The sequence below is a fragment of the Novosphingobium sp. genome (assembly GCF_965214355.1).
GTDB lineage: Bacteria > Pseudomonadota > Alphaproteobacteria > Sphingomonadales > Sphingomonadaceae > Novosphingobium.
In genome coordinates this window covers 4,123,175-4,144,489 of record NZ_CBDCBI010000002.1, presented here as the reverse complement: position 1 = coordinate 4,144,489, position 21,315 = coordinate 4,123,175, and the positions used below count along the sequence as shown (strand labels likewise).

20 protein-coding genes are annotated in these 21,315 nt (G+C 63.5%); 12 read left to right on the top strand and 8 right to left on the bottom strand.

The features are described 5' to 3' along the window. Positions 1-63: 63 nt before the first annotated feature. The 3 genes from ACOOE2_RS18960 (at position 64) to ACOOE2_RS18950 (ending at position 2,866) form a co-directional block, all read left to right on the top strand. Positions 64-267 (top strand): DUF2093 domain-containing protein, encoded by a 204-nt coding sequence (locus ACOOE2_RS18960; protein WP_420384530.1) that lies wholly within the window; start codon positions 64-66, stop codon positions 265-267. Continuing rightward, complete coding sequence (locus ACOOE2_RS18955; RefSeq protein ID WP_420384529.1) at positions 264-1,094, top strand: M23 family metallopeptidase; 831 nt, start codon at positions 264-266, stop codon at positions 1,092-1,094. The genes ACOOE2_RS18960 and ACOOE2_RS18955 overlap by 4 nt, the downstream gene beginning before the upstream one ends. 560 nt (positions 1,095-1,654) lie before the next feature. Further along, the gene (locus ACOOE2_RS18950; protein WP_420384528.1) at positions 1,655-2,866 is read left to right on the top strand and encodes a TonB-dependent receptor plug domain-containing protein; all 1,212 of its coding nucleotides are present in this window, start codon (positions 1,655-1,657) and stop codon (positions 2,864-2,866) included. 5 nt (positions 2,867-2,871) lie between these two features. On the opposite strand, the gene ACOOE2_RS18945 is transcribed toward ACOOE2_RS18950, so the two are convergent. Next, positions 2,872-3,814 (bottom strand): IS630 family transposase gene (locus ACOOE2_RS18945; protein WP_420384081.1). Its coding sequence is split into 2 segments (ribosomal slippage): positions 2,872-3,477 and positions 3,479-3,814, totalling 942 coding nucleotides; the frame shifts between segments, so codons are not numbered across the junction. Here ACOOE2_RS18945 and ACOOE2_RS18940 point away from each other — a divergent pair. From ACOOE2_RS18940 to ACOOE2_RS18925, 4 genes are all read left to right on the top strand, one after another. Beyond that, complete coding sequence (locus ACOOE2_RS18940) at positions 3,705-5,651, top strand: TonB-dependent receptor domain-containing protein (RefSeq protein WP_420384527.1); 1,947 nt, start codon at positions 3,705-3,707, stop codon at positions 5,649-5,651. The two genes, ACOOE2_RS18945 and ACOOE2_RS18940, sit on opposite strands and share 110 nt — an antisense overlap. 113 nt (positions 5,652-5,764) lie before the next feature. Continuing rightward, on the top strand, positions 5,765-6,898 hold the full coding sequence (gene ispG, locus ACOOE2_RS18935) for a flavodoxin-dependent (E)-4-hydroxy-3-methylbut-2-enyl-diphosphate synthase (RefSeq protein WP_420384526.1): 1,134 nt from the start codon (positions 5,765-5,767) through the stop codon (positions 6,896-6,898). 10 nt (positions 6,899-6,908) lie between these two features. Continuing rightward, on the top strand, positions 6,909-7,391 hold the full coding sequence (locus tag ACOOE2_RS18930) for a GNAT family N-acetyltransferase (protein WP_420384525.1): 483 nt from the start codon (positions 6,909-6,911) through the stop codon (positions 7,389-7,391). Positions 7,392-7,468: 77 nt separating this feature from the next. Then, positions 7,469-8,014 carry a murein L,D-transpeptidase catalytic domain-containing protein gene (locus ACOOE2_RS18925; protein WP_420384524.1) on the top strand — a complete coding sequence of 182 codons (546 nt, stop codon included), beginning with the start codon at positions 7,469-7,471 and terminating at the stop codon, positions 8,012-8,014. A gap of 107 nt (positions 8,015-8,121) precedes the next feature. Here ACOOE2_RS18925 and ACOOE2_RS18920 read toward each other — a convergent pair whose 3' ends face one another. Then, a complete protein-coding gene (locus tag ACOOE2_RS18920) occupies positions 8,122-9,276 on the bottom strand; it encodes an integrase core domain-containing protein (RefSeq protein ID WP_420381167.1) in 1,155 nt (384 codons plus the stop codon). A gap of 648 nt (positions 9,277-9,924) precedes the next feature. Then, positions 9,925-11,400, bottom strand: coding sequence for a L,D-transpeptidase family protein (locus ACOOE2_RS18915; RefSeq protein ID WP_420384523.1), 1,476 nt, complete (start codon positions 11,398-11,400; stop codon positions 9,925-9,927). A 150-nt stretch (positions 11,401-11,550) separates the two neighbouring features. On the opposite strand from ACOOE2_RS18915, the gene ACOOE2_RS18910 reads away from it, so the two are divergent. Further along, the gene (locus ACOOE2_RS18910) at positions 11,551-12,468 is read left to right on the top strand and encodes a DMT family transporter (protein WP_420384522.1); all 918 of its coding nucleotides are present in this window, start codon (positions 11,551-11,553) and stop codon (positions 12,466-12,468) included. A 259-nt stretch (positions 12,469-12,727) separates the two neighbouring features. After that, complete coding sequence (gene acnA, locus ACOOE2_RS18905; RefSeq protein WP_420384521.1) at positions 12,728-15,400, top strand: aconitate hydratase AcnA; 2,673 nt, start codon at positions 12,728-12,730, stop codon at positions 15,398-15,400. Positions 15,401-15,616: 216 nt separating this feature from the next. Here the strand turns inward: acnA and ACOOE2_RS18900 are convergent, their stop codons facing one another. Beyond that, the gene (locus ACOOE2_RS18900; protein ID WP_420384650.1) at positions 15,617-15,694 is read right to left on the bottom strand and encodes a hypothetical protein; all 78 of its coding nucleotides are present in this window, start codon (positions 15,692-15,694) and stop codon (positions 15,617-15,619) included. On the opposite strand from ACOOE2_RS18900, the gene ACOOE2_RS18895 reads away from it, so the two are divergent. Continuing rightward, positions 15,687-16,475 (top strand): hypothetical protein, encoded by a 789-nt coding sequence (locus ACOOE2_RS18895; RefSeq protein WP_420384653.1) that lies wholly within the window; start codon positions 15,687-15,689, stop codon positions 16,473-16,475. The genes ACOOE2_RS18900 and ACOOE2_RS18895 overlap by 8 nt on opposite strands. 460 nt (positions 16,476-16,935) lie before the next feature. Here ACOOE2_RS18895 and ruvB read toward each other — a convergent pair whose 3' ends face one another. Next, positions 16,936-17,973 carry a Holliday junction branch migration DNA helicase RuvB gene (ruvB, locus tag ACOOE2_RS18890; RefSeq protein WP_420384520.1) on the bottom strand — a complete coding sequence of 346 codons (1,038 nt, stop codon included), beginning with the start codon at positions 17,971-17,973 and terminating at the stop codon, positions 16,936-16,938. Continuing rightward, positions 17,970-18,584, bottom strand: coding sequence for a Holliday junction branch migration protein RuvA (gene ruvA, locus ACOOE2_RS18885; protein ID WP_420384519.1), 615 nt, complete (start codon positions 18,582-18,584; stop codon positions 17,970-17,972). The genes ruvB and ruvA overlap by 4 nt, the downstream gene beginning before the upstream one ends. A gap of 113 nt (positions 18,585-18,697) precedes the next feature. On the opposite strand from ruvA, the gene ACOOE2_RS18880 reads away from it, so the two are divergent. Next, a complete protein-coding gene (locus ACOOE2_RS18880) occupies positions 18,698-19,114 on the top strand; it encodes a hypothetical protein (protein ID WP_420384518.1) in 417 nt (138 codons plus the stop codon). Positions 19,115-19,264: 150 nt separating this feature from the next. Here ACOOE2_RS18880 and ruvC read toward each other — a convergent pair whose 3' ends face one another. Both ruvC and ACOOE2_RS18870 read right to left on the bottom strand, forming a co-directional pair. Next, a complete protein-coding gene (ruvC, locus tag ACOOE2_RS18875; protein WP_420384517.1) occupies positions 19,265-19,741 on the bottom strand; it encodes a crossover junction endodeoxyribonuclease RuvC in 477 nt (158 codons plus the stop codon). Between the two features lie 14 nt (positions 19,742-19,755). Next, positions 19,756-20,499, bottom strand: coding sequence for a YebC/PmpR family DNA-binding transcriptional regulator (locus tag ACOOE2_RS18870; RefSeq protein WP_420384516.1), 744 nt, complete (start codon positions 20,497-20,499; stop codon positions 19,756-19,758). 125 nt (positions 20,500-20,624) lie between these two features. Between ACOOE2_RS18870 and ACOOE2_RS18865 the strand changes: the two genes are divergently transcribed. Beyond that, a complete protein-coding gene (locus ACOOE2_RS18865) occupies positions 20,625-21,311 on the top strand; it encodes a type II CAAX prenyl endopeptidase Rce1 family protein (RefSeq protein WP_420384515.1) in 687 nt (228 codons plus the stop codon). The last annotated feature ends 4 nt before the right edge of the window (positions 21,312-21,315 follow it).

The following is a 21,315-nucleotide window of genomic DNA, read 5'->3' as shown; positions in this document are numbered from 1 at the left end:
CCCGATGCGGCCGCGCAACAACCGAAATTGCTTTGAGCGCGCGGGCGCATTAAAAGGGTCCGCATGCTTACGTCCCCTGGCGGCCGCCTCGCGCGGCTTCATTATCTCCCCGGCTCGTATCGTCAGCTTTCGGCCGGCGACCATGTGCTTTGCGCCATCACCGGGGTGCAGATCCCGCTCGACACGCTGCGCTACTGGAATGCCGACCGGCAGGAAGCCTACGCCAGCGCCGAAATCGCGACCAGGCGCCTGCTCGGGCGCGAATGACGCCGGGCCTGGTCACGCGCAGGATGGTGCTGGCCGGTGGCGCCCTGCTGGCGAGCGCACAGGCCTTCGCCGCGGACGACCGCTTCGCCCTGACCGGGCAACCCACCCAGGGCGGCTGGTTGCGCGGGCAGGTCCCGGCGGGCACGACAGCGTTGCACCTCGACCAAACGGCGGTGCATTTCGCCGATGACGGCGCATTCCTGATCGCATTCGACCGCGACGCGGCGCTGGCCCCCATGCTCGTGGCCGAGGCGCCGGGCGGCCCGGTAAGCCAGACTCTGGCGATATCCCCGCGCAACTGGCAGATCCAGCATGTCGATACGCCGATGCACCCGGCGGGCATGCCTGACGCCGAATTTGCGCGGCGCCGCGCGGGCGAACTGGCGCTGATCAAGGCGGCGCGCGCCCGCGAATCGGTGAGCGCCGGCTGGCGTCAGCAAATGATCCACCCGGCGGCGGGGGCGATCTCGGGCCGATTCGGCGCGCAGCGTGTGTTTCGCGGCGTTCCTGCGGCTTATCACGCCGGCATGGACATCGCCGCGCCGGCCGGAGCGCCGATCCTGGCGCCCGCCGATGGCGTTGTCGTGCTGGCCGTTACCGGCGAACCGTTCACGCTCGAAGGGCACCTGGTCATCCTCGATCACGGCATGGGTTTGATGAGCGCGCTGCTCCATGCGCGTGCGCTGTCGGTGACCGAGGGCATGGTCTTGCGACAGGGTCAGACGATCGGCCAGGTCGGCATGACCGGGCGTGCAACCGGGCCGCATCTGCACTGGGGACTGACCTGGCACGGGCGCCGGCTCGACCCTTTGCTGTTTCTGCCGTGATCTTGATCGGCGCGATGCTTCGCGGCTGCGCAATCGACTGTCGCATATTGGCACTGCGAGCAGAATTTAATGTCGCTGGTATCGTTTACATCCGTAACAAAATTGCCATACGCCGCGGTCCATTCTGAGATCACAGATAACATTACCAGCCGGTAATGTTGAGGGGGAGATTTCGTTCTCGGACCTGAATAAATCCACTTAATATCCATTGCACAGGCACGCTGCTGCGCCCCGCCCCCACGGCCCAACCCCGCGCAAATGCAAGACTAATCCGTTGGCCGTCGGCTTCGGCGCCATCGTTGCGACAATGTACCCGAAGCGTACCCGTGGCCGAGGAACTGTGGCAAATTAGTTACAACGGGAACAAAACCTCTGTGATGGCATGAACGTGACCTTTACGAGACCGGGCCGTTCCTGCCACTTCAAGGGCATCCGGGGGATCAGACATTCGGCACGTGTCGCAGACATGTCGCTGATGGGCGCAACCATGCGTTGCACCCTGGTCCTTTGAACGGGCGGTCGTCCAGCGGCTGCCATTCAATCTGAGGGGCTGAACAGTTATGAAGAATTTTTCTGTCTTGAATGCCGGGGTAGCGATCGCCGCGCTCGGACTGGCGCTCGGCGCCACGCCGGTGATGGCCCAGTCGACACCCGAGGCTACGCCGCCTACGACCGACGCACCGGCTGCGGCATCCCCGCCCGAACAGATCATCGTGACGGGCACCTCGATCCGCCGCGCAAATCTGGTCACGCCCAGCCCGATCCAGATGATCAGCGAGAAGGAACTGCAAGGTTCGGGTCAGGACACGCTCGCCGGCGTGCTGACCTCGCTCAGCGCCAATGGCGCCGGTACGCTGTCGGCCAACAACTCGGTTGCGTTCGCTGGCGGCGCGTCGGGTATCTCGCTGCGCGGCCTGTCGGTCGCCTATACGCTGACCCTGGTCGATGGCCATCGCCTCGCGCCCTATCCACTGTCGGATGACGGCCAGCGCCAGTTTACCGACGTTGCCAGCATCCCGTTCAACGCGATTGAAAGCGTCGACATCCTCAAGGACGGCGCCTCGGCGATCTACGGTTCCGATGCGATTGCCGGGGTGGTCAACATACACCTGAAAAAGGAAATCACCGGCATCGAAATGCTGATGGAGGAAGGTCTGTCGCAGCATGGCGGCGGTGAAACCCAGCATTACGGCCTGTCCTACGGCAAGGGCAGTCTCGCCAAGGATGGCTACAACGCGTTCGTCACCGTCGAATTCCGCAAGCAGCAAGAAATCACGCTCAACCAACGCCAGTACGAGCCCTGGGGTTCGGACAACTTTGCGTCGGTCGGCGGCAACAATCTCGGGCCGGGCCAGCCCAATGTGTTCAACTCGGGACTGGCGGCTACGACCGTGCCGTACCTGGTCAATCCGAACGCATCCAATCCGACAACGACCCCCGGCGCGCTCGCATTCCTGGGTGCCGGTTGTAATCAGGCCAAGCTGGCCGCAGGCCAGTGCGGCTCGGTCAATCGCCAGGTTCTGGAATCGCCGACGCAGAACATCAACGTTCTGGCCGGCTTCACCAAGGATTTCGGCAGCGGCTGGCAGGCCAAGTTCCGCGCGTCGTTCTTTGACAGCAAGGGTCAGCAGTCGAACAATTCGCCTTATACCGGTTACGGCAACGCCTACCCGGGCGCTTCGTACGGGGGCAACGTGTCGAACCCGATCGGCGGTCTGCCCGTGACGGGTATCGGCGCACTTCCATCTTACCTTGTGCCGGCTAGAGCGTGATGAGATTAGGTTCGAGCATACCCTGAATTGGCAAGATATGCGGCGCATTCGTTTGGCGGGAATTCATCGAGCAGCTTTCCGATGCGTTTCCATGTGTTCTCGGCGGTGCGCTCAGCCGCTTTTCGCATGAGGTGCTTGAGCTTGGCAAAGACCTGTTCGATGGGGTTCAGGTCAGGTGAGTACGGCGGGAGGAACAACAGCCGCGCGCCGACGCTGCGGATGGCGGCGCGGATGACGGGCCGCTTGTGGCTGGACAGATTGTCCATGACGACGACATCGCCCGGCGAGAGCGTCGGTACGAGAAACTGCTCAACATATTCGAGGAAGCATGCCGCGTTGATCGGCTGATCGAGGACGCAGGGTGCATCGATCCTGTCGCAGCGCAAGGCAGCGAGGAATGTCATTGTTTTCCAATGGCCATAAGGCACTTTGGCATGGAGCCGTCGCCCTTTGGTCGCCCAACCACGCAGCGGCGCCATGTTGGTTTTCGCCCAAGTCTCGTCGATGAAAACGAGCCGCCTGGGGTCAATCGTGCCCTGATACTTCTTCCACTGCTCGCGCCGCCTGGCGATCTTGGGGCGCAGTTGTTCGGCTGGAAGTACGCTTTTTTTTGAAGCTCAAACCTTCGTCATGCGCGAATGACCACACGGTCCGGTAATCGACCGAGACCCCGCGCTCGGCCAGTTCGGCTCGGAGACCGCGCAGGGTGAAATCCGTCTTGGTCCGCTCCAGCAACCAGTCCCGGTGTTCACCAATCAACTTGCGCGGCTTGTGCCCGCCCATTTTCCCTGGGGCCGCGCTCCCGGTGTCTTGATGGCGCTGCAACCAGAGAACCGCCGTGCTGATCGCCACACCAAACCGCCGCGCAGCAGCATTGCGAGAAAGCCCGTCGCGCTTAACAGCCGCGATTACCCGCTCCCGAAGATCAATCGAATATGGTCGTGCCATCCCTTGCCGGCCTCCAATCCCAGCACACAGCTTGAATCAGAAAAATTGGCCTTTGGGAATCCCTCGGCGATTCAAACAAACCTCATCCCGCTCTAGCTTCCCGGGTAACACGCTCGGTGTTCCTGCCTATCTCGAAGGCTTGCTGCCACAGCTTAACGCGCCAACCATCAACATCGACAGCCAGACCATCCGGCTCGCACTGGATGTGACCGGCAATGTCGGGGGTTGGGATGTCACGGGTTCGCTGGGGATGTCGCATGTCCGCACCCACACCCAGTATCTGAACTTCGTCAATTTCGACACGCTGTACACCGATCTGTCCGCAACCAATGCGGCCGGCATCTCGACGCCGGCGTTCAACCCGCTGGGCGGAAACAGCGCGGCCGAACTCGCTCGCGTTGCTCCGGCATTCGAAGCGGTTGCGACCGACGCGCTGTATTACGCCGAATTTACCGGCACGCGGAAGATCATGGATCTGCCCGGCGGCGATCTTCACCTCGCCGTTGGCGTCAGCTTCAACGACAAGGTGTTGAACAACCCCGGCGCCGCGCCGGTGCTTAACGGCCAGATCGGCGGGGCGTTCAGCGCCTTTGCGATCGGCAAGCAGAACGACACCGCCGGCTATGCCGAACTCGATGCGACGATTTTCAAGACCGTCGATATCAACGTCGCGGGCCGTGACGATTATGTGAACACATATGGCAATTCCTTCACGCCAAAGGCAGGCATCACGTGGCGCGTGGTGCCACCGCTGCTGCTGCGCGGCACGTTCTCGAAGGGCTTTCGCGCGCCGAACCCGGCCGAAGTCGGCACCGCCGGCTCGTTGTTCGGCCTGGGCGCATTCGCCGATCCGCTGTTGTGCCCCAACGGCGCGGGCGGTCCATTCCCTGCCGGCACTGTGCCCGCTGCATGCTCGTCGAGCCCGGGGTATGCGCAGCGCACCAACGCGCTGAAGCCTGAAAAGTCGACGTCGTTCACCGCCGGTGCGGCGCTCACGCCGTTCAGCGGCTTCAGCCTGACGGGCGATTACTATCACATCAACATCAAGGACCAGATTGTTTCTGCGGCCGAACTGCCGTCGTATTCGTCTTCGCTCGGCCAGTTGAACGGGCCGTGTCTGCGCGGGCCGGACAATGCAATCTCGGGGGTTTCGACCGGCGCGGTGAATGCCGACGGAACGCCGAACACCACCACTGCGGTCCCGCTTTATGGCCCGATCGCAGCGTGTATCGCAGGCTACGTTAACGCAGCGAGCACGTCGACCAGCGGGTTCGACCTCGAGGCACGCTATCGCTTCGCGGTCGGTGCGGCCAGGTTCACCCTATCGGCGAACTACACGCACATGCTCACCTACAACCTGACGGCGCCGAGCGGCATCACATACAAGTTGGCCGGCACGCATGGTCCGGACGGCGTATCGGGTGATACCGGCAACCCGCGCGATCACATCAACGCCAGCGTGGGCATGGATCTGGGCAACTTCTCGGGCGTGATCAGCGGCTATCGGATTGGGTCGTACAGCGTTGTCGACCCGAGCGCGGGCATTCCCGATTGCGCCTCGGCGCTGGGTTCGGCCTTCATGTTCATCGCCCAGCCGATCGGCGCAGCGCAGCAGAGCTATTGCCGCGTAAAATCGTTCACGTCGATCAACCTCGCGCTGCAGTACCGCGTAACGCCGACGTTTACCTGGAAACTGACCGTCGAAAACCTGTTCGACGCCTCGGCTCCGATCGATGCGCAGACCTATGGCGGCAGCTTTACGCCGTACAACCCGTCGCTGCATGAAGATGGCGTGATCGGTCGCTTCTTCCGCCTCGGCGTGGATGCCAAATTCTGATCGCTGTTTTCGGCAATCGGAAAACCATGAGGGGCGGCCTGCAAGGGCTGCCCCTTTTTTGACGTCCCATACAAATGCTTCCACCGCGCCCCGCGCTTCGGTATAGCAACCCCATGTCATCGATCAGACCCTGGCGCGATATCGCGCGACGCAAGAGCCGCCAGATCATGGTTGGCGCGGTTCCCGTGGGCGGGGATGCCCCGATCACCGTCCAGACCATGACCAACACGCTGACATCGGATGCGGTGGCGACGATCGACCAGATCCGCCGTTGCGAAGAGGCCGGCGCCGACCTGATCCGCGTGTCGTGCCCCGATGAGGCCAGCACTGCCGCGTTTCGCCAAATCGTGCGCGCCGCGCGCGTGCCGCTGATTGCGGACATCCATTTCCATTACAAACGCGCGCTCGAGGCGGCGGATGCGGGCGCTGCGTGCCTGCGCATCAATCCCGGCAATATCGGCAGCGCGGCGCGAGTCGCCGAAGTGGTGCGCGCGGCCAAGGCCAATGGCTGCGCGATTCGCATCGGGGTCAATGGCGGCAGCCTTGAAAAACACCTGCTCGAAAAATACGGCGAGCCGTGCCCCGACGCGCTGATCGAATCGGCGCTCGACCATATCAAGCTGCTGCAGGATCATGATTTCCACGAATACAAAGTCGCGGTCAAAGCGTCCGACGTGTTCATGGCGGTCGCGGCCTACATGGGCCTGGCCGATGCCGTCGACTGCCCGCTGCACCTGGGCATTACCGAGGCGGGCGGGCTGATCGGCGGCACGGTCAAATCGGCGATCGGCATCGGCAATCTGCTGTGGGCAGGCATCGGCGACACCGTGCGCGTGTCGCTGTCGGCCGAGCCCGAAGAAGAAGTGCGCGTCGGTTTCGAAATCCTCAAGAGCCTGGGCCTGCGCACACGCGGCGTGCGCGTCGTGTCGTGCCCGTCGTGCGCGCGGCAGGGTTTCGACGTCATCCGCACGGTCGAGGCGCTGGAAAAACGCCTGTCGCATATCAAGACGCCGATCTCGCTGTCGGTGCTGGGCTGCGTCGTCAATGGGCCAGGCGAGGCGCGCGAGACCGACATCGGCATTACCGGCGGCGGCAATGGCAAGCACATGGTCTATCTGTCGGGCGTGACCGACCACCACGTGCAATCGGCCGATATGCTCGATCACATCGTCATGCTGGTCGAGGGCAAAGTGGCCGAGATCGAAGCCGCGCAGCCGGCCGTGATCGTGGCCGAACCGGTCGCCTGATCCTGATACCGTGAAAACGACGATCCGCCCTGCCGTTCCGGGCGATCTGCCGCTGATCGCAACGCTGATTCGCGACCTGGCCGAATACGAGAAACTGGCGCACGAAGTCCGCTTCGACGAGGCCGTGCTTGGCGCAAACCTGTTCGGGCCGCACCCGCATGCCGAAGTGGTCATCGGCGAAATCGATGGCGTGGCGCAGGGCTTTGCCTTGTATTTTCATAATTTCTCGACATTCGAAGGCCGTCCCGGTATCTATCTGGAAGACTTGTACGTGCGCCCCGAGGCGCGCGGGGCGGGGCTCGGCAAGGCGTTGCTGGCCTATTTGGCCAAGCTGGCCATCGACCGCGATTGTGCGCGTCTGCAATGGTCGGTGCTCCACTGGAACGCGCCCTCGATCGGGTTCTACGAATCGCTTGGCGCGGTGCCGCTGGACGAATGGACCGTCATGCGTGTCGATGGCGAGGCGCTTCGTTCGCTGGCGGGCCAGGCCTGACCCCGCTCCTGACCCCGCTCCTGACCCGGCGTGCGGCTCTGGCAGGCGCGCTTGCCACGGGCGCGGTGGCACCGCGCGTGTTTGCGCAGGCCTTTGCGGTGTCGGAGCAGCATCGCCGTGTGCTGGGCGTCGCGAAGGACCAGCTGGAACGCGTCCGGCCTCAGGTGTGGCGTACCGATGTCGTGGGCATCGCCGATTTCGCGCTGCCTTCGTCGCTGCCCCGGCTGCACTTCGCCGATCTGGAGGCGGGGATGGTCCATTCGTTCCTGGTGACGCACGGCAAGGGCTCGGACAGCGAACACGACGGATTTCTCAAGCGGTTTTCCAACGAAGTCGGCAGCGAGGCGACGTCGCGCGGGGCCTACATTACCTACGAATGGTATGACGGCAAATACGGCGCATCGATCCGCCTTGGCGGCCTTGATCCCGACAATTGCAACGCAGCGCAACGCGCAGTCGTGATGCACCCGGCCTGGTACGCCGCGCCCGACATGCTGCAGAAATGGGGCAAGCTGGGGCGTAGCGATGGCTGTTTCGCGATGGCGCCCGACGATTTCCCGCAAGCGCTGTGGCACCTGGCGGCGGGCCGGCTGCTCTACGCCGACAAACTGGGGCTGAGCTGAAGCCCTCTCCCTAAAGGGCCTCCGGCGGCCAAGGGCGGTGCAATCGGAGACATAGGTAACATTTTAGACCGGCAACATAGGTAACAGATTTGGCCCAGATTGTGGGTTCAAAGCTGGCTCGTACGAGCCAGCTTTGAACCCACAATCTGGGCTGACTGATCACTCAGGGTTGCCAGATCGATCCAGCGGAAGCGTACGGTCCAGTCTCCATTGTCGCGTTGGACGATGGCTACGGTTTCGTTGGCCAAAGCTTCAGTGATGTAGAGTGTTTTGTCGCGCCAGCGAACCAGACCCTTGGCTGTGACGGGCAGGACGTAGTGGTCGTCAGGATAGTCCCATGCGTCGATCTTGTCGGGAAACTGCCTGGTCGAGGCTGTGTGGACCGACGCCGGGCAGATCTGTCCCAGTGCTTCGTGAGGGCGGTAGGTGTTGTAGAGGTGCCGCCAGGTGTCAAACCGGGCCTGCTGTTCACGCAGCGTATCTGCCGGTGGTGCGGCGGTGTCTTCGGCAAGGGTACGATGCATCCGCTCGTGACGACCATTCTGATCAGGGCGGCCCGGGGTTATGTATTCGGGCATGACGCCAAGCTTCACCAACCACACTGAAAACCGGGTCAGTCCGCCGAGCCCCCGGCTCATCCCGAACGGATGGCCATTGTCCGTGCGAAGCGATGCTGGCAAACCCAACTCTTTGAAAGATTGTTCGAAAAGTGGAATGACGCTTTCCATGTCGGCGCGTGGCACGGCCTCGCAGCGGATCAGGTAGCGGCTGTAATTGTCAGTGATCGTCAGCGGCTCGCAGCGCACACGATCACCTGTCCGAAACCAGCCTTTGAAATCTGCAGACCATATCTCGTTGGCGGCCTGCGGGATCGCCGGCTGGCCATGGCCCGCGCCCCCGGAGCGCCGAATACGCCGCGTCTGGCTCAGTTCCTTGCGCCGCAAAAGGTCGCCGATCGTGCTTGCCGCTGGCCAGTGCCCATCCGGAACATCCAGCGCCAGGCGCGCCAGCAGCTTGCGCGGCCCCCATGTCGGAAAGCGCTCGCGAAGCCCTAGGATCGCCGCTTCGGTCTGTGCGTCTATGCGCCAGGGTATCGTCTTTGGCGCCCGGCTCTGCTCCGACAGACCCAACGCTCCCAGCTCCAGATAACGTGAAAGCCATTTGTACCCCGTCTTCCGGCTGATCCCGTACTGCGAGCACAAATCACCAATCGGCACCTCTTTCTTGAGGCACGCAGCCACAAACCCAAGCCGGCTGTCCATAACACTTTGACCTGTAAAGGGCATCGAACGGTCCTCCCGCCCGATACTCTGAACTGTTACCCATGTTGCCGGTCCAAAGTGTTACCTATGTAGCCGGTCTATACCGGCCATTGCCCTTGGATCCCGTTAATATATTGGCCTGAAAGCCGATTCGACCGTGGTATTTCGCCGCGAAACGGCAGATTTTCCAGCCGCTTCGCGGTAGGCGCAAATCCAAAAGTTGCGGGTTCCAAGGGCGATGGCCCATAGGCGCTAACTATCGCGAAATTCGTCGCCCCGGGCTTGACCCCCCTACGGCATTCACACATCGTATTCTCGCTCGTCATTCCTGCGGACGCAGGAATCCAGACTGGGCGCCAAGCACCGAACTAACCGCTTGGCGCCCAGTCTGGATTCCCGCGTCCGCGGGAATGACAATATATAGGTTATTGAATTATATAAATTTTTCGAAGGCATGCAAAATGTGTGAATGCCGTAGTGGCTTGACCCGGGGTCCCGCTTTCTTCTTGCGGCGTCGCTTCACATACTGCGCTAATATAACAAAAAGCGGGACCCCGAATCAAGTCCGGGGCGACGACAGATGTTATGTTAGCGCTTATGGGCGATGGCCCTTGGCCGCCGGAGGCCCTTCTCGTTTGTTTTGTAAGATTACAGCGGGTTATCCAGCTTAATCACCGCTTCGTTGCTCTTGCGCTGGGTGGTGTGCAACTGGCGCGGCTGGGCAAAGCTGGCGAGCACCGACGGATCGCGGCCGTAGATATCGGGGAAACTGCGCATCAAGCCATCCACATCGCGCGCGACCGTGAAATACGTGATGTACACCGGCCAGGGATTGGTCATCGGCACTTTGGTGTATTTGCCCGACAGGTTGTATTCGATCGCGGTTTCGGGCGGCAGGTCGGCGCCCAGGATCGCCATCGTCATCGCCAGTTCGGTCGCGTGCTCTGCGCGCACGCAGCCGTGGCTCAGCGCGCGCGCGGGCAGTGCGAACAGCGCGTGATTGGGCGTGTCGTGAATATAGATCGCGTGTTCGTTGGGCATGTCGAGCTTGACCCGGCCCAGCGAATTGTTCGCGCCCGGCTGCTGCACCACGGTGATTACGCCGTCTGCGCCTTGTGTTGCGGCCCAGCCTTCGCGCTTGGCTTTGGCGGGGTTGGCGATCAACCGCTTGCCCAGGCCTTCGCCCACCACGATCGACTGCGGCACGGTCCAAGTCGGGTTGAACACCACGTTCTTCACGTGTTCGGCCAATTGCGGCGTCGCGGTTTTGCCGGGTTTGCCGACGATCGTGCGATAGGTGTGGATGATCTTGTTGTTCACGGTCAGGCGCAGGACCTGCTCGGGCACGTTGATCATCAGGTACTGGATGCCCAGGTCGCGCTGCAGCCAGCGCCAGCGATCCATGTTGGCACGGATCATCATCGACTGCCTGGGGTCGGTCGATTTGGCGAGCATCGCTTTCAGCAGTGCGTAATCGGGGTGTGTCGGCGTCAGCGATGCCAGCACGCCCGTCACGTCGTGCAATTCGGTGGCTTGTGCCAGCAATTGCGCGTTGGGATGCGTGTCCTGGTCGGTGTCGACGGCAAACCACTGCACGCGCGCAGTCATCGGCGTGCGCCCGTCGCGCAGATCCTCGGCCAGCCAGATGAACAGCTTGCTCGCCAGCGTATCGAGATCGGGGCTTTCGCCGCGCGCGATTTGGGCGGCGAGCACGGCCGGCGTATAGTCGCGCGCATACAGGCCCTCGGCCCCGGCCGCGCGGATCGCGGCCAGCAGTGCCTGCGCATCGGCGAGGGTGAAATGCGCGACGGGTAGCGATTCCACCGTCTCGACTTCAAATCCGCCAGCCGTGGTCGGGCCGGCGGTATTCGGAAGCGTGCTGGCGCCGGCGGGGTTGGTAACCGGGTCGGTCGCCGTAGAGTCGGTCGCCGCAGGGACGGCGACGACCGGCGCGGTTCTGGGTGAAGTCGCCTTTGGCCTGTGCACCACCGGTGCGGTCAGATCGGTCGGGCCCTGTTGCCCGGGGCTGGCGGAAACCGGCGCGGTAAAGGCAAACAATCCGGCGCCTGCGGTCAGAACAAGGGATGACAGGCCGGAGCGGTTTGTCCTGTGGGGTGCGCGCATGAAGGGGGTACCTGCGGATGGGGAAAATACGGAAATGGTTGTGCATTCCCTGCCCCACCCGCGCCGGGCAATCAAGCCGCGTGCGGCGAAACGCGCGCAAGCGCCCCGGCAATTTTGCACCTGGCAGGCGATGCCGCTATGGCGCCGGTCATGCGCAGCCGTTCGTCCCTTATCCCGATCTGCGTCACCCTGGCGGGCCTGGCCAGTTTCAGCGTGATGGACGGCGTGATGAAGGCGGCGTCGATCGCCGCGGGCGCCTATGCCGCGCTGTTCTGGCGCAATGTCTTCGGTCTGGGGCTGATGACTCCGGTATGGCTGTTCACGCGGCGGCGCGAAGGGGCGGCAGGGTTTCCGACGCTGCATGTGCTGGCGCTGCATCTGGGCCGCGCGGCGCTGTGCGGGGTCATGGCCGGGCTGTTTTTCTGGGGCACGATTTATACCCCGCTGGCCGAGGCGATGGCGCTGTCGTTCATCGCGCCGCTGATCGCGCTGTTCCTGGCGGCGGTGTTCCTGGGCGAACGGATCGCACGGCGCGCCTTTGCCGGGTCGCTGCTCGCGCTGGCCGGCGTCGGCGTGATCGTGGCGGGCACGGTCGCCGCCGGCGCGCACTATTCGCCGGCGGCGGTCCACGGCATGATTGCGATCCTGTGTTCGGCGGTGCTGTATGCCGCAAACCTGGTGGTACAGCGTCGCCAGGCGCAGCTGGCCGGGCCGGTGGAAATCGCGTTTTTCCAGAACCTGTTCATTGCACTGCTGTTCGCGCCTGGCGCGTGGTGGCTGGCGGCGGTGCCGCATGGCGGGCTGTTGGCGCTGATCGGGGTGGGCGCGGCGCTGGCTGTCGTGTCGCTGATGCTGCTCGGGTGGGCGTATGCCCGAGCCGAGGCGCAAGTGCTGGTGCCGCTGGAATACACTGCATTCATCTGGGCGTGCCTGGTCGGCTGGCTGATGTTCGGCGAGGCGGTGACGCTGCGCACGCTGGGCGGGGTCGTGCTGATCGTCGGCGGGTGCCTGCTGGCAATCGCCACGCGTACCGTGCCGAGCGATAACGGACAGCCCAACCCGGCCTGAAACGCACACAAATGATACTGCGTCGCAATAAGCATCGTACGCATGGGGGAATCCTGCAAACGGTACGTTTTAGCGTTTCCCCGGCCTTGACGCAGCGCTGTCTATCGCGCATCGCGCGATCCGCTCCGCAAGGCATTTCCTGTCTCGCGCTCCGGCCCCCACTTGCGCAAAATGTCGCGCGTATTCCCGATTTCGGGAGACGACACCGGGCCATGGCGACAGGAATTGCCGCGCACTTATGCATAGGGAACCCGCTCGCATGACCCAGGTTGGACACGACACGCTCGGCACCCGCAGCACGCTTTCCGTCGGCGGCAAATCCTACGCGTATTATTCGCTGGCCAAGGCGGCGGCGAAATTCGGCGACATTTCCCGCCTGCCGTTTTCGATGAAGGTGCTGCTGGAAAACCTGCTGCGGTTCGAAGACGCCGGGTTCACGGTTTCGACAGACGATATCAAGGGCCTGATCGACTGGCAGCACAGCCCGGTCGAATCGACCAACGAGATCCAGTATCGCCCCGCGCGCGTGCTGCTGCAGGATTTTACTGGCGTGCCCTGCGTGGTCGATCTGGCCGCGATGCGCGACGCGCTGGCCACGCTGGGCGGCGATACCAGCAAGATCAACCCGCTGGTGCCGGTCAACCTGGTCATCGACCATTCGGTGATGGTCGATGAATTCGGCACGCCGCAGGCCTTCGAACAGAACGTCGAAATCGAATACCACCGCAATCTCGAACGCTACGACTTCCTCAAATGGGGATCGAAGAGCCTCGACAATTTCTACGCCGTGCCGCCGGGCACCGGCATCTGCCACCAAGTCAATCTGGAAAACATCGCGCAGACGGTGTGGACCAGCACAGACCAGAACGGCGAAATGGTCGCCTATCCCGATACGTGCGTCGGCACCGACAGCCACACCACGATGGTCAATGGCCTGGGCGTACTAGGCTGGGGCGTCGGCGGGATCGAGGCCGAGGCCGCGATGCTGGGGCAGCCGGTGTCGATGCTGGTGCCCGAAGTGGTCGGGTTCAAATTCGTCGGCGAATTGCAGGAAGGCGTGACCGCAACCGACCTCGTGCTGACCGCGACCAACATGCTGCGCAAGCACGGCGTCGTCGGGCGCTTCGTGGAATATTTCGGCCCGGGCCTGGCCGGGCTGTCGCTGGCCGATCGGGCGACACTGGCCAACATGGCGCCCGAATACGGCGCGACCTGCGGATTTTTCGGCATCGATGACAAGACGCTCGAGTACTTGCGCCTGACCGGCCGCGAAGAAGACCAGATCGCGCTGGTCGAAGCCTATGCCCGCGAACAGGGCTTCTGGATCGACCCGGCGATCGAGCCGATCTTCTCCTCGACGCTCGAACTCGACCTGTCGACCGTCGTGCCTTCGCTCGCCGGCCCCAAGCGGCCGCAGGACAAGGTGACGCTGCCCCAGGTCGATGACGTGTTCAACCAGGACCTGGCCGAGGTTTACAAGAAGACGCAGACGCGCGTCGCGATCGATGGCAACGCGCACGACATCGGCGATGGCGATGTCGTGATCGCGGCGATCACCAGCTGCACCAACACGTCGAACCCCAGCGTGCTGATCGCGGCCGGCCTCGTCGCCAAAAAGGCCGACGAATACGGCCTCAAGCCCAAGCCCTGGGTAAAGACCTCGCTTGCGCCGGGCAGCCAGGTGGTCACCGACTATCTGATCAAGGCCGGCCTGCAGAGCCATCTCGACAATATCGGCTTCAACCTGGTCGGCTATGGCTGCACCACCTGCATCGGCAATTCGGGGCCGCTGGCCGAACCGATCAGCAAGGCGATCAACGAACACGGCATCGTCGCCGCCTCGGTGATTTCGGGCAACCGCAATTTCGAAGGCCGCGTCAGCCCCGACGTGCGCGCCAACTTCCTCGCCAGCCCGCCGCTGGTCGTCGCCTATGCGCTGAAAGGCACGGTGATCGACGATTTCACGACGACGCCGATCGGCCAGGGCAAGGATGGCACCGATGTCTATCTGAAGGACATCTGGCCCAGCAACGCCGAAGTCGCCTCGGTCATGGCCGGCGCGGTCGATCGCGACATGTTCCGCGCGCGCTATGCCGACGTGTACAAGGGCGACAAGCACTGGCAGGCGATCAATGTCGCCGGCTCGGAAACGTACCAGTGGCGCGCGGGTTCGACATATGTGGCCAATCCGCCGTATTTCGACGGCCTGACCATGACGCCCGAACCGATCGGCGATATCGTCGATGCCAGGCCGCTGCTGATCCTGGGCGATTCGATCACCACCGATCACATCAGCCCGGCCGGCAATATCAAGGCCGACAGCCCCGCCGGCGAATGGCTGATGGCGCACCAGGTCGCCAAGGCCGATTTCAATTCCTACGGCGCGCGCCGTGGCCACCACGAAGTGATGATGCGCGGCACGTTCGCCAACATCCGCATCAAGAACGAAATGGTCCCCGGCACCGAGGGCGGTTTGTCCAGAGTGGGGGACAAGGTCCTGCCGGTCTATGACGCGGCGATGCTGCGCAAGGCCGAAGGCGTGCCCACGGTCGTGATCGCGGGCAAGGAATACGGCACCGGATCGTCGCGCGACTGGGCGGCCAAGGGCACCAAGCTGCTCGGCGTGCGCACGGTCATCGTCGAAAGCTTCGAACGCATCCACCGGTCAAACCTGGTCGGCATGGGCGTGCTGCCGCTACAGTTCACCAACGGCGACACACGCCTGAGCCTCGGCCTGACCGCCGACGACACGTTCACGATCACCGGCGTCGCCAGCCTGAAACCGCGCCAGGACGTCGAAGTCGTGGTCACGCGGCCCGACGGCTCGTCGTTCACGTTCACCGCGCTGTGCCGCATCGATACCGCAAACGAAATCGAGTATTTCAACAACGGTGGCATTTTGCAGTACGTGCTGCGCAAACTGGCGGCCTGATCGCCCCGGCAGGTGTGAAAACGGGGGCGGCACCAGGTGGTGCCGCCCCTGTTTTTGTGTCCCCCTTACGTCCTCTATCCGGATCAAGTCCGGGACGACGTGTTGGTACGACGTGCACTATCGAAGCGTGATGCCCATACCGAGGGACCGGAAATGGACAAAAAAAGCCGGCCATCCGCAGGGGATGGCCGGCCCTTTCGTTGCTTGTTGCAGGGGTTAGGCCTTGGCGATCTTCATGCCGCGGCGTTGACGGGCGACCAGGGCTGCTGCGCCCAGGCCGAACAGGATGACCATCGATGGTTCGGGAACGTCGGTCCCGCTGCTGGTGCTCGATGTCGAGCCGGTGGTCGTGCCGCTCGATGTCGAGGTGCTACCCGACGTGGACGTGCTGCCCGACGTCGAGGTGCTACCCGACGTCGAGGTGCTGCCCGAAGTCGACGTGCTGCCAGACGTGGACGTGCTGCTCGAGGTGGAGGTCGATCCGCCGGTGCTGCTTGTCGAGGTGCTGCTGGTGACATTGCCCGAGCTGGTCGAGACATTGCCGGAGCTCGTCGACACGCCCGAGCTGGTCGAGACATTGCCGGAGCTCGTCGACACGCCCGAGCTGGTCGAGACATTGCCGGAGCTCGTCGACACGCCCGAGCTGGTCGAGACATTGCCCGAGCTGGACGTCACACCGCCGGTGCTGGTCGAAACATTGCCCGAGCTGGTCGAGACGCCCGAAGAGGTCGAAGTCGAACCGCCCGATGACGAGGTCGAACCGCCCGATGACGAGGTCGAACCACCCGATGTCGAAGTCGAACCACCCGATGTCGAAGTCGCACCACCCGATGTCGAAGTCGAACCACCCGATGTCGAAGTCGAGCCGGTGCTGGTCGAGGTGACGACAACGCTGCCGCCACCGCCGCCGCTGCCACCGCCGCCGAAAAAGCCGCCGAAGAATCCGCCGCCAAAGCCGCCACCGCCGCCGCCTTCGACCACGACCGGGCTACCGCCGCCGCCTGTCTGCATCTGCGGAGGCATCGGAGGCATGTACGGCACGGGAACCATCGCCATCTGCGGCTGGGGGGCATAGGTCCGCGTCGTTGTGGTGCGCACGATGCGGCGCATGCGATGGCGCACATGATGGATCGGCCGGGCCGCCACGAAATGCACTTCCTTGCCGTGCATCACCTTGACCGGCTTCACATGATGCAGCTCTGCCATCGACGGTGCTTCGGACACGTGTACCGCGCCCCCGCCCAATGCCGCGCCGCCTGCCACGCAGGCCGCCAGTTTCGTCAATGCCATCCGAACCGACATGTTTGTCGCCTTTACCCTCATGATCCGCAAAGGTCCGGCGCTTCGAATCCGGCAACTTCAAACGGAGGAACACATGTCCCAATACAATCAAGCGCATATCCCCCGCCACAGGGCAACGGGATTAACCGGTTTTTGGCCGGCCACGAGGGTCTTTATCGCGATTACGTAGCGGACCGGTTAACTCTGTGCCACTTCGGAACGGATCGGGCGCAGCTGTTTACTGCGCGCGCGCTTCACCCGGCAGAATCGAACAGCCCACCCAGCGGCGCTTTGGCCGGCGCCGGCATCGCGAGCCCCAGGTGTTCCCAGGCGCGATCGTTGAGGCAGCGGCCGCGCGCGGTGCGCGCCACCAGGCCCAGCTGGATCAGGTACGGCTCGATCACATCCTCGATCGTATCGCGCGGTTCGGACAGGCCCGCGGCCAGCGTTTCGACGCCGACCGGGCCACCTTTGTAGATATCCGCGATCATCATCAGATAGCGCCGGTCCTGCAGATCGAGCCCCAGCGAATCGACTTCGAGGCGGGTCAGCGCCGAATCGGCCAGCGCGCGCGTAATCACCGAAACGCCCGCGACTTGCGCAAAATCGCGCACCCGGCGCAGCAGCCGCCCGGCCACGCGCGGCGTTCCGCGCGCGCGCCGCGCAATTTCGTGCGCGCCCTGCGCATCGAGACCGACGCCCATCAGCATGGCGCCGCGCGCCACCACACGTTCCAATTCGGCCACGGTGTAGAACTGCAACCGCACCGGAATGCCGAAACGATCGCGCAGCGGCGTCTGCAACAATCCCTGCCGCGTCGTCGCGCCGATCAGCGTAAACGGCGGCAGATCGATCCGCACCGATCGCGCCGAAGGTCCTTCGCCGATGATCAGGTCGAGCGCGCGGTCCTCCATCGCAGGATACAGCACTTCCTCGACTTGCGCCTGCAACCGGTGGATTTCGTCGATGAACAGCACATCGCCTGCCTCCAGGTTGGTCAGCAGTGCGGCCAGATCGCCCGCCTTGGCAATCACCGGGCCCGATGTTGCGCGAAAATTCACCCCCAGTTCGCGCGCGATGATCTGCGCCAGTGTCGTCTTGCCCAGGCCGGGCGGGCCGAAGAACAGCACATGGTCCATCGCCTCGTTGCGCGCCTTGGCACTGGCGATGAACACTTTCAGGTTTTCACGCGCCGCCTCCTGCCCGACGAATTCGGCCAGGCTCTTGGGCCGCATCGCGGTATCGGTGTCTTCGATCTGCGCCTTGGCAGACAGGATCGGGTTGTCGGTCATGCGGTCGCGTGTTTCAGCGCGACGCGCATCACATCACCCAGCGCGGCACTGTCGCCCAGGTCCTCGATCGCGCGGGTCACGGCTGTCGCGGCAATGGCTGGCTTGAAACCCAGGTTCTGTAATGCCGACACCGCATCGCCGCTGATCGACCCGGGGGGCACAATAACGCCGTCGCCGATAATCCCCAGGCCGCCGCCAAGCCCGGCCAGGCCGCCGGCCTTGTCCTTCAATTCGTTGACGATGCGGCTGGCCAGCTTGGGCCCGACGCCATTGGCGCGCGCGATCATCGCGGCATCGCCGGCGGCACATGCGCGCTGCAATTCATCGACCGTCAGCGCCGACAGGATCGCCAGCGCGACTTTCGATCCCACACCCTGCACGACCATCAGCACGCGGAACCACGCACGCTCGCCCGAGGTGGTGAACCCGATCAGCCGCATGTCGCTTTCGCTGACCTGCAATTCGGTATGTAGCACCGCGCGATCACCCGGATTACCCAGTTGCACCAGCGTGCGTGCCGACGCATGCACCAGATAGCCGACGCCGCCCACATCGATCACCGCCCAGTCGGGGCCGGTGTCGTCAAGGATGCCGGTCAGCTTTGCGATCATTTGGATTGGTCTCTATTCGCGAACGGGCATGTTTTGTTCCCTAACCGCGAACGGGCTTGAAAACAACGCGGGTTGCATGGAAAATTGCGGCCGTGGTTTGGGGAATTGCTGAAATGGCGATGGGAAACGTGGATCTGACGACGCGCATGGGCGCGCACACCGCGACGCGCACGGGCAGTTATGCCGCGTTTACATTTGCGGTGCTCGGTTTGCTGGGCGCGCTGGTCTACGGCTTCGTGATCATGAAGACCAACCCGGAACTGGCAAAAGGCGCGACGATCGGCGGCCTGGTCGAAGCGGTCATGGGCATAATCGCCGGCTGGCGCCTGCGCTTGGGCAAAGGGTTGTTCTGGGGCGGCGCGACGCTGTTCATGGTGGCGCTCGAGCTGATCGGCAAAGTGGTCGCGGTCCAGTTTGGCGGCCTGGCGATCGACAGCGTCGTGGCGATCTATCTCTTCAACGGCCTGCGCGGCGCATATGTGTTGCGGCAAGGGCGTTTTGCGGAGGACGAAGCTGAAGTGTTCGGCTGACTTTCCTTGCTCCCCTCCCCTTCAGGGGAGGGGCTGGGGGTGGGGCCTCTCGGCTGCAATCCCATATCGCGATGATCCACAAGCGTTGGCCAGTGGGGCGCGGCCCCACCCCAACCCCTCCCCTGCAGGGGAGGGGCTTAGGAAAAGCCTTTACCGATGGCTACCCAGCATATTGCCATGCGTAATCGCGACCGCCAGCGCATCGGCGGCGTCCTCGCCCGCCAGCTTCACCCCCGGCAACAGCACGCCCAGCATCGCCTGGATCTGGTTCTTCGCCGCGCCACCGGTGCCGACCAGCGCTTTCTTGATCACTTTGGTCGGGTATTCCGCCACCGGCATGCCCGCGCGTGCCAGCGCGACCATCGCCACCCCGCGCGCCTGGCCCAGTTTCAGCGTCGACTGCGGATTGACGTTGACGAACACTTCCTCGACCGCGCCGGCGTCTGGGTGATGCGCGGCGATCACCGCGTTCAGCCCCGAATCGATCTGGACGAGGCGTTCGGCCATCGACAGCGACGTATCGGTGCGGATCTGGCCATTGGCGACATGGCTGATCCGGCTGCCCGATTTGGCGATCACCCCCCAGCCGGTGCAGGTCAGGCCGGGATCGACGCCCAAAATAATCACTTGCGGATGATCACTTAGCCCAGTTTTTCCATGACATCGTCGGGGATTTCGTAATTGCCCCACACCGTCTGCACATCGTCATCGTCATCGAGCACGTCGATCAGCTTGAGCAGCGTGATCGCCGTCTCGGCATCGACGACGGCCTTCAACTGCGGTTTCCACGCCAGCTTCACGCCTTCGGCTTCGCCCAGCGCCTTTTCCAGCTCGCGCGCGACCGGGTGCAGGTTTTCGATCGTGACCCAGATCTGGTGCGAATCCTCGTCGCTCTCGACATCTTCGGCGCCGGCCTCGATCGCGGCGTCGAGCACTTTGTCCTCGTCGCCCACCTTGCCCGGATATTCGATCAGGCCCAGCCGGTCGAACCCGTGGCTGACCGCGCCCGATGCGCCCAGGTTCCCGCCATTCTTGGAGAACGCGGTGCGGATATTGGTCGCGGTGCGGTTGCGGTTGTCGGTCAGCGCCTCGACGATGATCGCCACGCCGCCCGGGCCATAGCCTTCGTAGCGCACTTCTTCATAGTTATCGCCTTCGCCCTTGGTCGCCTTGTCGATCGCGCGCTGGATATTGTCCTTGGGCATCGATTGCGCCTTGGCGGCGTTGATCGCGGCGCGCAGGCGCGGGTTCATGTCCGGATCGGGCATGCCCATCTTGGCTGCGACGGTGATTTCGCGCGACAGCTTGGAAAACGTAGCCGAACGCTTTTTGTCCTGTGCACCTTTGCGATGCATGATGTTCTTGAATTTGGAATGGCCTGCCATGGTCGTGCTTCTTGCCGGATTTGCGCTTGCCCGCCTCATGCGGGATGTGCGCGCGGCCTAGCGGTTTGTAACGCTTTGGGCAATGTCCACGCGGCCTTAACTGTCGCGGTGGCATAACTGGCGCGATGATACGCACCGTTCTTGCCGATTTTCGCGCCTGGCTTGCCATGCCGCGCCTGATCACGCCCACGCCTTTGCGCACCGGATGGCGTACATGGGGGGTGATGCTGGGCCTGTATCTGTGTGGCCTGGTGGTCATCGGCGCTGTGCTTGCCGTGTGGCAACGCACCATGCATGTGCCGGCGCCAGAGGCGTTTCGCGGCTTTTCAGGCCCCGTACTTGCGGTGGCAGTCGTGCTGGCGGCACCCATCGGCGAGGAATCGCTGTTTCGCGGTTGGCTGACGGGCCGACCGCGCGCGCTGTGGTTGCTGGCAATGGCGATCATCGCCGGGCTCATGCTTATCGCGGTGCAACGGCACTGGCACGACACGGCCGCATCGCTCGGGTTTGTCGCGACATTGATCGCGGCACTGGTCGGCTGGCTGGTGCTGCGTCGCCGCACCGAACCGCTGCGCTGGTTCGCGCACGGCTTTGCGGTGTGGTTCGCTCTATCGGTCGCGGTGTTCGCGCTGGCGCACATGGCGAACTACCCGCGCTTGTCGTGGGTGGTGGTGCCGATGGTCATGCCACAGCTTTGGGCAGGACTGGTGTTCGGCTATCTGCGCATGCGCCACGGCCTGATCGCAGCGATACTGGCGCATGCCTGTGGCAATGCGGCAGCATTGGCTATGGCATTAACCGTCAGCCACTAGAGCC